The sequence below is a fragment of the Hyphomicrobiales bacterium genome (assembly GCA_030688605.1).
GTDB lineage: Bacteria > Pseudomonadota > Alphaproteobacteria > Rhizobiales > NORP267 > JAUYJB01.
On the sequence record JAUYJB010000064.1, the window covers coordinates 1 to 14,142 of the forward strand.

Sequence of the window (14,142 nt, forward strand, 5' to 3'; positions counted from 1 at the left end):
GCTGGATGACCCGCTGGCGTCGCCTCGTGCGCGACTACGAGCAGCGCATCGACGTCTCCGAAGCCATGATCCACGTCGCCATGGGAAGCCTGCTGCTGCGAAGGATCGGCCATTGATGCAATTCTCAAACGGACTCTCAGGACCGGGAGACTAATTCGGTTGCTCGCTCATGAACGCCTCGGCGGCCCGTTCCAGCCACCGAGTATTTACAGAACATTTCTTGTAGTCTGGCTGTGCCATGACATATTTGAGGAAAGGCGCAGTAGTTTCGACGCCTTCCACCTCGAACTCTTCGAGTGCACGCTGCATGCCCTCTAAAGCGGCGTCCCTATTTACGCCATGAAAGATGAGCTTCCCGAGTAATGAATCATAAAACGGTGGAACGGCATAGCCTTCAAAACAGTGCGTATCGAATCGGACTCCGACACCTTGCGGTGACACCCACTTCGTTATCTTGCCTGGCGACGGTCGAAACGCATGCAGCGCCGACTCCGCGTTAATACGGCACTCAATAGCACAACCCGAAAACACGACATCCTCCTGGGATAATCCATGCGCTTCACCGCTTGCAATACGTAACTGGGCTGCAACGATATCTATGCCGGTGATTTCCTCAGTCACCGGATGCTCAACCTGCACTCGTGTATTCATCTCAAGAAAATAGAAGAGATTCTGGTCCATATCCATAATGAACTCAACAGTACCAGCACTGACATAACCAATATTCTTAGCCAATGTCACGGCAGCTTGCTGGATCTCTTTCCGCAAGGAATCAGACAGACCGAAGGCCGGCGCCTCCTCAATCATTTTTTGATGGCGACGCTGTAGGGAGCAGTCTCGTTCTCCGAGGTGTACGACGTTGCCAAGAGAATCGGCGAGAATCTGCACCTCAATGTGCCTCGCGTTTTCAACGTAGCGCTCCAAGTAGAGCGAGTTGTCACCAAAGGCTGCCATCGCCTCCGCAGACGCATTTTCAAAAGCCGATCGCAGCCCGCTCTTATCTCGAACGATGCGGATCCCCCGCCCGCCACCGCCGGCGGCAGCTTTGAGGAGCACTGGGTAGCCAATATCCTCGGCAATGCTGCCGGCGTCCTGAAATTTATTGATTTTGGCCGACCCCTCGGCCAAGGGCACGCCAAACTGGCGGGCCAACGCCCGCGCATCGAGTTTATTTCCCATCTGCTGTATGTTCTTGGCACTCGGTCCGATGAAGATGAGACCGTGCTCTCCGCACAATGTGGCAAAACTTGCGTCTTCCGAAAGGAACCCGTACCCCGGATGAATGGCATCTGACTTGGTTGCAAGGGCCGCTGTTATGATTGCCCTGGCATTGAGATAACTATCTCTTGTCAGTGCCGGACCAATGCAGACAACGCGGTCCGCGAGTCTAGCTGCCATGGTTTGCCGATCTGCCTCCGATACCGCAACGACGGTTTCTATATCCATTGCCCGACAGGCGCGGATGACTCGAACCGCGATTTCGCCTCTGTTGGCAACGAACACGCGCGAAATACTCATTTGTTGGGCTTCCCCATTGGTGGATTCAGACGCGACGTGCAACACTTTGAGCGAATGATACTCTGGCGTCGATGCGAAGCTCGAAGAGGAACGCCTGGATTGGTGTCCTGAAATCCAGACGTTCTCGCGGTGCGAGGTTGTGTGCGAGCACGAAGCCTAAGCAGGATTCTCCAACTGGCAGGCTGCTGAAAAACGTCGATTTTGGCCGCCGCAAGCACCTCTCCTCGGAGGGGAGAGAGCCTGCCCCGGACCCGAGCCGAGATTGCCCGCCGCAGCCAAGCGAAGACGGGCGGGTGAGAGGGTAAGGAGTTTCAATAAGTTACGCATGTTCGCCCTCACCTTGTCGCTCTCCCCACAGGGGCGAGAGGACGCCGTATCGATTTCCATCGCAATTCTTCAGCAGTCTGCTAGAGTCGCCAGGATTCCGGAGCAAGACAAAGAGTGTTGATGAAGGCATGGGGCGATCCAAACCCATTTGCGCCGGGCCAAACCCTGCGAAAAGGTCGGATACGTGTTTGATCGATCAAGTCGCCAGTTCCACCTTGTCAACGCGCCTAGAGTATTCATGCCCTTCAGGTGGGAGTCCCGGCGCCATCATCGAGCAAGTCAATCGCAGGAAACATCTGCTGAAGTCGATCCACTAGGTCGTACTAGGAATATTGTCTGGCCAAATTCAACGAATTGCGAATCTTCTACGAGACATTTCATGACTCTTCCTGTAACGGCGGCGTTCACTGCTGTAAAAACTTTCATCACCTCGATGAGCCCAACGGTAGTATCATCATGTACATTGGCGCCAACACTCACGAAGGCCTTCGCACCAGGTTCCGGAGCGACGTAAAATGTACCAACCATCGGCGCTTTGATGGCGACCAACCCCTCTTCCCCCGCGGCCTCGGTCGTCGATTCTTTCGAAGCCGGAGCTTCCTTCTTCACAGAGGTCTGGTTCGTGGCTTTTTGCGTTTCCCCTGCTGGCGGCGAAGGCGACGATGCTGCCAAAGGCTCGGGGTGCCCAGGTACAAATCCCCCGGAAGCGTACCCGCCCTTACTGACAGCTAATTTGAGATCGCCATATTCCAATTGCAGCGTGTCGAAGTGAGACTCCTCAAATAACTTCAAGATCTTGAGAACGTCATCATCCGTCAAGTTCATCCCACTCAACCCTCCGAACACGTAAGGGCACAAAGGATACCCAAGTTGGAGCCGTATTTTATTTATCGATCACACCAAAGTTCTTCTTTGTCCTGTTAAATCGCCCCATCGTCCTTCATGCGATGAATCTCACTCTCCTCATATCCGAGCTCACTCAGAACCTGCACCGTATGTTCGCCAAGCAAGGGGACCGGGCGTTCCGCTTCATCAATTGAGTCATCGTACCCGACAGCGCATGCGGCGAGTGGCAGAGCACGGTGGCCTTTCCCAAACGTCTTCACCATGTTCAGGGACTCAACCTGAGGATCACTCAATGCTTCGGCGATGTTCAGAATCGGGCCGGCAGGTACGTCGGATGCGCCGAGAACGTCAAGCCATTCGCGTCGCGGCCGTGTGCTGAACAGTTTCGATAACTCTTGCCGAAGAACGCCGTAATTCCTGACACGGTCAGCCTTGTCAAGAAATCGGGGATCCTCCGCCAGATCAGGGCGATTCACTGCCTTTAACAGACTTCGCCAGAATTTCGGCGGCGACGAGAGATGAATTGCGAAAGGCAGCCCATCGGACGCGACGAATGCATAGGACTGAGACGCATGAGGCCGTGAAGTCTTATCTGGGATCACGCCTGACAATAAATATTCCGCTATGGCCAACGGCTGGAACGCTACGCTTGCGCTTAACATGCTTACATCGATTTTGCGACCCTTGCCGGATAGGGAGCGGGAAACCAGCGAGCCCAAGATCCCGTATGCCGCGAATAGCCCTGTGAGTTGGTCGGACATGGGCGGGCCGACGGGCTCAGGGTCTTGCATATCGGTCAGCTGACTCCACAGCCCACTCATGGCCTGTGCGATTGCATCGTAGGTTGGTCGATCGCGGTACGGACCGGTCGGACCCATCCCTGTGGCGGCGCAATAGATGACAGTCGGGTTTGTCTTGTAGATCTCATCGTAGCCGACGCCAAAACCGTCGAGTGTGCCTGGCCGGAAATTATCAATCACCACGTCGACCTTGGAGGCCAAGCGAAGATAAGCTTCCCGCCCGCGGTTAGATTTCACATTAATTGTCACGCTTTTCTTACCGCGGTTAAAGGCCGCAAAGGATGGGCGAATACCCTCGCCGCCTCCAGCCCATTTACGAAACGGGTCACCGGCGCCTGGCATTTCGACCTTTATAACCTCAGCGCCCAAATCGCCCAACAACATTGCCCCATATGGCCCACTGATCACATTGGCCATCTCGAGAACTTTGAGCCCTGACAACATTCCACCCATCGAAAATAACCCCCGGAGATATCTGAACTCGGTCTTCGTTCGTCCTCGAGTCAACTTGCGTAAGCATTTCGCTGCTTGGATGAGGCCATTTCCTCCGGCCAGATAGGTCAGATTGGCTCGTCTAAATGTCCAAACCGCTAACTCATCACAGACTTTTCGCAGGCCGCCACATGTGGCTCGTTGCCCGGCGCACGTTGTAAGCGATGGCAGGACACAAATGTGAGCGGTAGTCGCCGAGAAGTCGCAGATCCAGGAACTCGACCGCACCCAGCCCGGACCGCAGCTGAAGAAGGGCGGCAACGGGGCCATGATCCACAACTGCAAACGGCACGGCAGGATGACGCTGTTCGCCGCCGTCAACGAGCCCGAAGCGAAAGTGATCGGGCACTGCCCGCAATGTCATCGCCATCATGACTTCATCGGCTTCCTGAACCCCATCAATGCGGAGATTCTCGTCGGCAGGGTCATTTATGTCATTCTTGACAACTTCCGCACCCACAAGCGCCCAGAGGTCATGGCCTGGCTCACCCAGCTTCTGCGCTTTACCTTCCACTCTGCGCCGACCTCATGCTTGTTGTTGAATGCGGTCGAGGGCATCTTCGCCAAGCTGTCGAAACGTAGCCTGAAACGCGAGGTCTCGCTCCATCGTCGATCTCCAGGTCAGCACCAACCGCTTCGTAGCCGAAAGCAACCGGAACCCCAAAATCCAATCCGGACAGCCGATCCGAAAAAAATCATCTCTGCCGTCAATCGCGGGTACCAAGTGTTGGATTCTACCCGAGTTCTTGGGTGTGTCCACTTATACAATTCGCAAGCGATTGAGCGTAGTCGCACTTGTCAGGCTTGCAATCACTGCGCCGCCATTCCGAAAAGTTCCGGATCGTCTACCGTCACGGGTGTGCTATTTCGTTGGTGAGGCGCGAGCTATGCGGGAACCTGGGTGATGGCTGCGTGAGGAAGACGGCGTGTCGTGGCGGATGCTGAGTCTGCCAGAACCTCCCGAAGGAGCGGTACGCCATGACAGAGAATACCAAAGTTTTCCCGTTTCACCAGGGCGACACCATTGATGATCTGCTGACCGATTTGGCCCGCGAGGGCGCGCGGCGGATGCTCGCCGAGGCGCTGAAGGCGGAGGCCGAGGCCTTCGTCGCTTCGTTTGAAGATGATCGTCTGCGCGACGGTCGCCAACGGATCGTGAGGCACGGCTTCGGTCCCGCGCGCAAGGTCCAGACCGGGGTCGGCGCCGTCGAGGTCCGGCGCGTCAAGGTGCGCGACCGGGCCGACGTACCGAGTGGTGAGAGGGTCCGCTTCTCCTCGGCGATCCTGCCCCGCTGGGCGCGGCGGTCGAAGAGCCTCGACGCCCTGCTGCCGGTTCTGTATCTGCGCGGGATCTCGACGGGAGACTTCTGGGAGGCGCTCGCCGCTTTGCTCGGCAAGAACGCGCCGAACCTGTCGCCGGCCGTCATCGCGCGGCTGACCGCGAGCTGGGAGGCAGAATATGATAGCTGGCGGCACCGCGAGCTGTCGGCGCGTCGCTACGTTTATGTCTGGGCGGACGGCGTCTATCTCCAGGCGCGCATGGAGCCGACGGCCGAATGCATGCTGGTCGTCATCGGCGCGACGCCCGAGGGCAAGAGAGAGCTCATCGGCTTCCAGGTCGGAACCCGCGAGAGCACGCAGAGCTGGCGGGAGTTGCTCATCGACCTGAAGGCCAGAGGTCTGTCGGTCGCGCCACGGATCGCCGTCGGCGATGGTGCGCTGGGTTTCTGGAAAGCGATGGAGCAGGTCTTTCCCGAGACCCGCCATCAGCGATGCTGGCAACACAAGACGCTGAACGTCCTGAACAAAATGCCGAAATCCAATGGCGCCTCAGGTGAAGGACGATCTTCGCGAGATCAGCCGCGCGCCCGACCGGGCGACCGCGACGGCTGCGCTTGACGCCTTCGCCGAGAAATACGGCGCCAAGTATGACAAGGCGGTCGCGTGTCTGACCAAGGACCGGGACGCCTTGCTGACCTTCTACGACTTCCCCGCCGAGCATTGGGATCAACTGCGCACGTCGAACCCGATCGAAAGCGTGTTCGCGACGGTTCGCAATCGCACGGTGCGGACCAAGGGCTCGCTGTCGCAGAAGACCGCAAAGTTGATGGTCTTCAAGCTGACCATGGCCGCGTCAAAGACGTGGCGCAGGCTGAAAGGCGAAAATCAGTTGCCGAAGGTGATCACCGGCGTCACCTTCAAGGACGGCGTCAAGGTCACCGAGACGCCAGATCAGCGCGCCGCCTGACCGCGCCCGTCACTCAAAATCCCGCATAGCTCGTGAGGCGCACTGCTGTGGGAGATGGAATATCAACAGGTTAGGCTGGCAAGTCGACCGACGAGCCGGACAGTTGATGTTTGCCTGGAGGATGATGTGCCTCAAGCGAGCCGCAACCGCTGCAGTTTCTTCACGTAGTCGCGTATGCCGGCGGTGAGATCGAAGCGCGGCTCAAAGCCGAGGTCTTCGCGGGCTCTTGTGATGTCGTAGATCGCATAATAATGAACGTCGGACCCGAGAGGATTTGAGCCCGGGCCGATCTCGATGTCGGCGCCGGGAATCGCAGCGCGGACCGCTGCGGCAAAGTCCTGCAATGTCTGGCCCCTGCCGCTCGCGATGTTGTATGCGGCGTGAGGCAAACGGTCGGCGAGCGTTGCCAGAACGATGCCCTCGGCCGCATCGTCCACATAGATCATGTCGTCAAGCTGGTCGCCACCGCCTGGTATGCGGACGGGCTTACCAGCAAAGGGATCTTCTACCAGGCGGCTGCGGAGCGAAAACTTTCCGTGTCGCGCCTGCTTGCCCGGCCCGTAAATTCCGGCGAAACGGAGCGCTGCGAATTCCAGCCCGAAAGCGTTTCTGTAAACCTGCCCCATATGCTCGCCGGTAAGCTTGCAAACGTCATATGCTTTGATCGGGTGCTTTGGGTGTTCCTCTCCGAGCGGCTGATAGCCTGGTTCCCCGACGCCGTGCGGCGTCTCACCGTAGACGGCACGCGAGCTTGCATAGACGAAGCGGGTGACGCCAGTGCGTTGCGCCGCTTCCAGCATGCTGACGGTGCCCTGGGCATTTATGGAAAAAGCGCGGAAAGGCTGCTCGTCCATGTCCGGAGCCATATAGACCGCTAGGTGAGCAATCCGGTCGATGCCACGTTCTTTCAGCAAGCGGGTCACGGCGTCGAGATCGGTGATGTCTGCGGAGACAAAATCGAGTTGGCCTTCGAGATCCGGCACAAGCGAAAAGTCGGGACGCAGGTCCAGGACCACCGGACGCAGGCCACGTTCCACCAGCTTGCGTGTCACCCACGCGCCGATTACTCCAACGCCGCCCGTGACGAGAACCTGCATCCCTAAGCCTCCTTCGTGTGCGTCGTCAAAACATTCTGGCCAAGAAAGGCTTTGGATATAAAAGCGTGCTTCTGAGCCCTTCGGTTTGCTTTACGCCGCCTTTGAGCGCCCCGGCAAGCGCCGCCGTTATGGCGCTTATCCGGCCCCACCCACATCCATCGCGAGGTTCACGTGCATGACCGGTGGGCCGTCCTCGACCTCGCGGCCGAGAACGCGAACCGCGTGTTCCACCCGCTCGAGCGGATAAACATGTGTGCAAAGGGGCTTCAGGTCGATTTTCCGCCTTTCCAGGATGTCCAGCGAGCGCTCAAGCGCGCTCGTCGTTGAACTCAGAACGCCGAACAATTGCAGTTCCTTGACGACAATCCTGTCGGTCACCAAGCCCTCGATCGGCTGGCCGCTCTTCAGCCCAGCCAGAACGATGCGCCCGCCTGGCTGCGCCATCTCGACGGCATCGACGATTGGACGCGGATCACCGGCTGACATGTCAAGCACCACGTCGGCCATACGCCCGCCCGTGAGCTCGCGCACGCGTTCCACTGCATCCTCCTCGGAGACATCGATGGTCGCGGTCGCCCCCAAGCGCCTTGCCATGTCAAGACGGGCCCGATCCTGAGCGAGACCGGTCACGATCACATTCGACGCCCCCACTTCGGCCGCCGTCAGCGCAGCCAAAATGCCACGCTGGCCGGGCCCCAGAATAACGACGTTTTCGCCGTATCGAAGGTTCGGCACTTCGTACAACCAACGAACCACCCCCGATAGCGGATTGAAAAGAGTCATCACGTCGCTATCGATGTCGTCAGGGACGCGATGCACTTCGCTGTCCGGGTGAAGATACATGTGCGTCGCATAACCGCCCCAGAGGCCTGGTGCCACGTCGGTGGTCAAAAACAATCCGTAGCCCATGCCGCGCTTGCAACGCCGCGACGCGCCGTTGCGACATTCGCTGCAATGGCCGCAAGGGAGAGTAGCCTTGACGCAAACCCTATCGCCCTCCACTACGCCCCAGGCGCTGGACGCCTCCCTACCTATACGCGCAATCCGTCCGACGATCTCGTGCCCAGGTATGATAGGCATGCGCCCGAACTGTCCTATAGCTAAATGTCCTCGGAACTGCTCGTAATCCGTGCCGCAGAGGCCATTCGCCTCGACGGCCAACAGCCCATCACGCGCTGTGGTCTCGGGCAACGGCAACTCCCTGAATTCGAAAGTCTCGGGTTTCGTAAGCACCGCGGCCTGAGCACCTGCCATAGAAATATCCTTCCTGTCTTTCTGGGCCCTAATGGTTATGTTGCCTGCCACGCGGCGACAACTGGAGCGAACACCGGCGGTGCCGGTGGTTTACAGCCGAGTGATGCGGGCAGCCAGATGGTAGGGTAATGAAAACGGTGGCGCAACGAGCCCCCGCTGAAGCGGCCGGTTTGCCCGGCTTCGGCGGACCAAGAAGGGACCGCTCTGGGAGATTGCTCGCGTCAGTTATTGTGACTGTTTGCCCGCGAGGCGCCAGAGCTTGCGGACGATTTGGTCCTTTTCGTCGCTCGACCCGTGAAACACAACCTGCCCCTCTTCCAGAACATAGGCCTGCTCGGCAACGCGGAGAGCTTCGTTGACGTTCTGCTCAACCAACAGCACTGTCGTGCCGAGACGATCTCGGATCTGGAGAATCATTTCAAACAGGTGATGCACCGCCATCGGCGCAAGGCCAGAAGAGGGCTCGTCCAGCAGCAAGAGCCTTGGCGCGGTCATCAGCGCGATGCTGATTGCCAGCATTTGTCGCTCGCCACCGCTCAGCACGCGGGCACGCGATGCGCGCCGCTCGCGCAGGATCTGGAATGTGTCGTAGACTTCGTCGATGCGTGAGGTCAGGGCCGCACGGTCGCCGGGGAGCTTCAGCGCCCCCAGCCGGAGATTGTCCTCGACCGAAAGGTTTGGGAAGACGTTGCCCTCCTGCGGCACGAACCGCATTCCGCGCGCTGCCTTTTCAAACGGACGCGAGTGGGTCATGTCGGCGCCAGCGAAGATCACCGTGCCGCCACGGACCGGAAGCAGACCAAACACTGCCTTGAGCAGGGTCGACTTCCCCGCCCCATTGTGACCAAGCAGGCTGACGATCTGGCCTTCGTCAACCCGCAGATCCACACGGTCAAGGGCCTGGAAACTGCCGTAGCCGCTGCGTAGCTCGCATACCTCAAGCATTGTATAGCCGCCCAAGGTATTCCTTGATAACTCGCTCGTCGCTCAACACCTGATCGCAGGCACCGGAAGCGATCACACCGCCACCCTGCAGAACGACGACCTGGTCGGCGATCTCACGCACAACGTCAACATTGTGCTCGACCAGAAGCGCGCCACGACCTTCCTCCGTCACGAGGCGGCGAACGAGCGTTGTGATTCGCGGAATGAGTTCCATCTCGACTCCGGCCGCCGGCTCGTCGAGCAGGAGAATGCGGGCGTCCGTCGCAACCGCTCGCACCAGCGACAGCAGCTTCTGCTGGCCAAACGGCAGCTCACCGGCGGGCCGATCGGCCACATTCTCCATGGCCACCATGGCGAGAAGTGCGCTGGCTTCTTGGCGATGCCGCCGCTCCTCGGCGCCAACTCCTCGCCCAGGAAGGAAGAGTTCATGCGGCCGTTCGCCGCGCTGATCCGGGATGGCGATCAGGACGTTCTCGATCGCCGTAAGCGAAGGGAAGATCCGCACGTCCTGAAAGGTACGGCAGATGCCACGCTCCACCATCTTGTGCGGGGGTGTACTGTGCAGTGGCTCGTCATCGAGAAATATGCGGCCTTCGGGAGCGGTGAGCACGCCGCAGATGATATTGATCAGCGTCGTCTTGCCTGCGCCGTTGGGACCAATGCACGCGGTCACCTGCCCCTGCGGGATCTGCATCGAGACGTTCTCGAAAACGTGAACCCCGCCGAAATGCATCGCCAGGTTTTCAAGGCGTAACTCGCTATTCTTGGAAGTCATGTTTCCCAACCAAGCCTTGGCGGCGGAACAGCATCAGGCCGATTAGCAGCGCGCCATAGAGACCCTGCTGAATGGGACCGGCCAGCACGCTCGGGAGCCCGAAGTAACGGAACGACTCCGTGAAGGTGATCAAAAGCACCGGACCGAGTACCGAACCAGCGTTGCTCGCGAGCCCTCCGACGCCGACATAGACAAGCACGAGGATCGACGCGTTCAACGTGAAAAGTGTTGGATCGATGTATAAGAGTGTCGCCGCATAAAGGGCTCCGGCAAGCCCGGTCAGCGCGCCGCTTACGCCCCAGACGACAATCTGGTAGTGGGTTGGATTCTTGCCGAGGGCAATGAGTGCATCCGGCTGATCGCGGGTCGCGCGTAATGCACGACCAAAGGGCGCGTTAACCAGATGGTTCGCCGCGAGGATGCAGCCGATCGTGATCAGGAGGGTTGTCACAAATTGCGGGCGCGGTGATGCAAGGAGCGCCGGCAGGATCAGACCATAGAGCCCCTCGCTGCCCTCAACCCGTGGACCAAGGTTGTTGTATAGATCGAAGAAGACAAAGTTCAGCCCGAGCGTCGCGAGCGCAAAGTAGAAGCCGCTGAGCCGAAGGAGTGGGACGAGCGTCAGCACTGCTACGGCTCCGCTGGCGAGTGCCGCCACCACCATCGCAACGAAGTAATTGACTCCGAGATAGATGTTTAAGGCCGCGGCAACATATGCGCCGAATCCGAGATAGACAGCCTGACCCATGGCCATCATCCCCGTGTAGCCGATGACGAAATTTGCCGCTAGGCTCACCGTCACCCAGACGCACATGAGGGTACCGAGATAGAAGATGTGGTCCATGGTCAGCCGAACAGCCCCCTGGGGCGGATCAAGATCAGGATGATCATCATCGCGAACACGCTAAATGTCACCCATTCCGGAAAGAGGAAGCCGGCGTAGGCAGTGAGTATCCCGAGGCTGATGCTGCCGACGATGCTGCCGAGGAGGATGTTCTGCACGCCGCCGAGGATTACGGCCACGACCGCGATGAAGAGGGTCCGTATTCCGGTGTCCGGTGTGAGACCTGAGTCATACGCGGTCAACACACCTGCGATCCCTGCCAGTGCCGATGCAACAAGAAAGATGACGTTGCGCGTCTGGGCAACGTTCATTCCGACGACGGCCGCAAGGGGACCGTTGTCGGTGAGCCCGCGAACCTCGAGTCCGGTCTGCGTGCGGTGAAGCCACAGGAAAAGAAGGCCATAGACCACGATGACGATGCCGACAATAACGAAGTCGAGTATCCGGAACGCAATCGGTCCCGTCGTGACAATGTCGAGGGCGGAGGTGCGTGCGACCGTAACGATGCCCTTGGTGAAAACGAGGAACACGGCTTCGAAGACTAGCGCCACGCCGAGAGACGCGATGAAGACGCTGAACATGCCCCCGCCCCGCCGCATGACGGGGAGGTAGACGGCCTTGTCGATGCCCAGCCCCGTGAGCGCGGCAACAATGACGGAGAGAATTCCGCTCGTCACCAGATCGAGGTCGTTGACCCGGTGCAAAAAGAAGAAGGCATAGCCGGCCGTGAGGAAGACGGTTCCGTGCGCGATATGGAAGATGCGGAGCGTCGCGAAGATGAGCGCAAACCCCACCGCCACGAGGGCGTAGTAGCCAGCGATCCCGAACCCGATCGCCAGCACCTGGAGTGCGCTCATCATCTTCGATCTATTCCCAGCGGGATAAAGCTTGATTCGCTTAAGGCTGTATCTCCACGAACTCCGGCTTCGTCACCTCTGTGAGGCGGTAGAGCGCGACCGGCACGACGGTCTGCCCGTCCTTGTCCATGCTAACGAGCCCGCCACCGATGCTGCGAAAGTCTTTGATCTCGGAAAGCCCCTTGCGAATGCCCTCGCCATCATAGCCATACTTGTTAATGGCCTCGGCAATCATGAACACCATGTCGTAGACTTCGAGCGCGGCGTAGTCCGGGTCAAATCCGAGCTTGGCCCGATAGGAGTCAACCAGCTTCTTTGCAGAATTCCGGTCATACTTGAACCCGGAAAAGATCACTCCTTCGGCCGCTTTCCCGGCCGCCTCACGGTAGCCCTTCACCGTGACGCAGGCGCACGAATTGAACATGGGCGTGTCCATGCCGAGCTCCCGGATCTGCTTCATGATCACGCCTTCGTCGGGCGTTCCGTGCCCGTAGACGAGGATGGCGTCGGGATTGAAGCTCTTGGCGCGGGTGATCAGACCACGGAAGTCGGTCTCCCCAAGCTTGAACAGCGTTTCCTCGTATTCGATGCCGAGCTTCGCTATCTCAGCCTTGGTGGTAGCAGATGCATATTTCGCAAGCGGCGTATTCGGGAAGAACGCAAATAGACGCTTGACCTTGGTGTTATTCCAGTGCTCGGCGAGCAGCGGCAGTGTGGAGGTCAGCAGGGGCGAATGGGCGAAGGCCCAGGGGCTCTTGGCGACCAAGCCAGGGGCTTCTACGGGGCTGATCAGCGAAACCTTGAATTGTGCCGTGAGCGGAATCTGGGCACTGACGACGTTGGTGAAGATCGTCAAGATCATCGGGACCTGATCGACCTGTACGACCTTGCGCATCGCGGAGACGGCCCCTTCGGGGTTGCCCTTGGTGTCTTCGACGACGAGCTTGAGCGGATGGCCATTGACGCCACCGGCTGCATTGATGTGGTCAGCAGCAATCTGGATCGCCGGAACCAGCAGTTGGCCCCAAGCTCCAAAGGGTCCGCTCAGGGGGTAGGTTACACCGAGTGTGTACGGCGTATCTGAGGCCGGTTGGCTGCGCCCAGTATCAGTCAATCCCAACGTCAGCAGCGCGACGGCGGATATCGCTGTGGCAATCCGGCGTCCGATGAGGTTGCAAGGCTTCAGTTGTTGCATGGCTGTCTCCTCCCAATTGCTGCCACTTTTCAACGCTGGGTCATTCGGCCCGGTGCGTGCCGGCCTGCCTTATTGTTTTCAGTATAGGCATCGCCGCGTCGAGAGTAAATTTCTTGCCGATCATTGGGAAGCATATTCACTTGACCGGACTCGACTCCGCAACGTCATCTACGAAGCGCGCGCGGATTCCCCCTTTGGGCGCTCCCGGCTTTGACGGGTGCCGCCGGATAGTTGTTCGCAACGGGCCAGGCGGATCAGTTCAAAATCGAATTGCAACGGGAAAGCCGTCCATAGAGGTAATACCAATCTGCATTGATCAACACTCATGAGCCCATTGGCGCACACCGATGGGCATGATCTTCCATGGCTGGTCGGCGAGCTTGTTATGGGATTGGAAGAGGTGATTTGAGAGCCAGTTGTCGCGCATGAACCGCCAGACATTCTCGATCGGGTTGAGCTCGAAGGACTTCGGCGGCAAGGGCAGGAGCGTGATGTTGGCGGGGATATCGAGCCTTTTGCTGGTATGCCAGCCGGCCTGGTCGAGCAGAACGACGGCATGGGCGCCAGGTGCGACAACTTGGCTGATCTCGGCAAGATGCAAGTCCATGGCAGCGTTATTACAGACGGGCAGGACGAGACCGGCGCGTTATATAAAGCCCTATCTCAATGGGTTTAAGCCTTAACACTCGGGTCGGAGGTTCACAGGGCCTATAAAACACGCTTCCGGCCGCGAGAGCATCTGCGCGCCGCCAGCGGGGTCCGCTTCAAAGACAATTCAGACGGCCCGGCCTTTTAGGAGGAAGCCGCCCAGACGATCGGATACCGCTCGCCGTCGATGGGGTCGCCGGCCCTGAGCTTGGGCGCGTTGGGGTCGGTTGGCGCGTAGAGCCGCGGATGCCAGCGGATGTCATCGCCGGTGAAGCGCACCGAGAGCGCCCGTCGCC

At 59.0% G+C, this 14,142-nt stretch carries 11 protein-coding genes and 3 pseudogenes; 3 read left to right on the top strand and 11 right to left on the bottom strand.

Annotated elements, in window-relative coordinates:
* Nucleotides 1-116: IS5/IS1182 family transposase (locus tag Q8P46_07405; GenBank protein MDP2619991.1), on the top strand; the 116-nt coding region annotated here is incomplete at its 5' end.
* Nucleotides 117-150: 34 nt separating this feature from the next.
* Here the strand turns inward: Q8P46_07405 and Q8P46_07410 are convergent.
* From Q8P46_07410 to Q8P46_07420, 3 genes are all read right to left on the bottom strand, one after another.
* Entirely contained in the window at nt 151-1,518 is a 1,368-nt protein-coding gene (locus Q8P46_07410) for an acetyl-CoA carboxylase biotin carboxylase subunit (GenBank protein ID MDP2619992.1), read from the bottom strand.
* 606 nt (nt 1,519-2,124) lie between these two features.
* Complete coding sequence (locus tag Q8P46_07415) at nt 2,125-2,670, bottom strand: biotin/lipoyl-containing protein (GenBank protein ID MDP2619993.1); 546 nt, start codon at nt 2,668-2,670, stop codon at nt 2,125-2,127.
* Between the two features lie 95 nt (nt 2,671-2,765).
* Complete coding sequence (locus Q8P46_07420; GenBank protein MDP2619994.1) at nt 2,766-3,935, bottom strand: CaiB/BaiF CoA-transferase family protein; 1,170 nt, start codon at nt 3,933-3,935, stop codon at nt 2,766-2,768.
* A 238-nt stretch (nt 3,936-4,173) separates the two neighbouring features.
* Here Q8P46_07420 and Q8P46_07425 point away from each other — a divergent pair.
* Together Q8P46_07425 and Q8P46_07430 are read left to right on the top strand one after the other, a co-directional pair.
* Nucleotides 4,174-4,719 (top strand): annotated as a pseudogene (locus Q8P46_07425) (transposase).
* Nucleotides 4,720-4,961: 242 nt separating this feature from the next.
* A pseudogene (locus Q8P46_07430) lies at nt 4,962-6,231 on the top strand (IS256 family transposase).
* 131 nt (nt 6,232-6,362) lie between these two features.
* On the opposite strand, the gene Q8P46_07435 reads toward Q8P46_07430, so the two are convergent.
* The 8 genes and pseudogenes from Q8P46_07435 to Q8P46_07470 form a co-directional block, all read right to left on the bottom strand.
* Nucleotides 6,363-7,328, bottom strand: a complete 966-nt coding sequence (locus tag Q8P46_07435; GenBank protein ID MDP2619995.1) for an NAD-dependent epimerase/dehydratase family protein — start codon at nt 7,326-7,328, stop codon at nt 6,363-6,365.
* A 135-nt stretch (nt 7,329-7,463) separates the two neighbouring features.
* Nucleotides 7,464-8,582, bottom strand: a complete 1,119-nt coding sequence (locus Q8P46_07440) for an alcohol dehydrogenase catalytic domain-containing protein (protein MDP2619996.1) — start codon at nt 8,580-8,582, stop codon at nt 7,464-7,466.
* A gap of 225 nt (nt 8,583-8,807) precedes the next feature.
* Nucleotides 8,808-9,542: an ABC transporter ATP-binding protein gene (locus Q8P46_07445; GenBank protein MDP2619997.1), complete on the bottom strand. Its 735-nt coding sequence runs from the start codon at nt 9,540-9,542 to the stop codon at nt 8,808-8,810.
* A complete protein-coding gene (locus tag Q8P46_07450; GenBank protein MDP2619998.1) occupies nt 9,520-10,302 on the bottom strand; it encodes an ABC transporter ATP-binding protein in 783 nt (260 codons plus the stop codon). The genes Q8P46_07445 and Q8P46_07450 overlap by 23 nt, the downstream gene beginning before the upstream one ends.
* Nucleotides 10,286-11,146, bottom strand: a complete 861-nt coding sequence (locus tag Q8P46_07455) for a branched-chain amino acid ABC transporter permease (GenBank protein ID MDP2619999.1) — start codon at nt 11,144-11,146, stop codon at nt 10,286-10,288. Before Q8P46_07455 ends, Q8P46_07450 begins: the two co-directional genes overlap by 17 nt.
* A 2-nt stretch (nt 11,147-11,148) precedes the next feature.
* Nucleotides 11,149-12,006: a branched-chain amino acid ABC transporter permease gene (locus Q8P46_07460; GenBank protein ID MDP2620000.1), complete on the bottom strand. Its 858-nt coding sequence runs from the start codon at nt 12,004-12,006 to the stop codon at nt 11,149-11,151.
* A 37-nt stretch (nt 12,007-12,043) separates the two neighbouring features.
* Nucleotides 12,044-13,198: an ABC transporter substrate-binding protein gene (locus tag Q8P46_07465; protein ID MDP2620001.1), complete on the bottom strand. Its 1,155-nt coding sequence runs from the start codon at nt 13,196-13,198 to the stop codon at nt 12,044-12,046.
* A gap of 316 nt (nt 13,199-13,514) precedes the next feature.
* Nucleotides 13,515-13,841 (bottom strand): annotated as a pseudogene (locus tag Q8P46_07470) (transposase).
* Between the last annotated feature and the right edge of the window lie 301 nt (nt 13,842-14,142).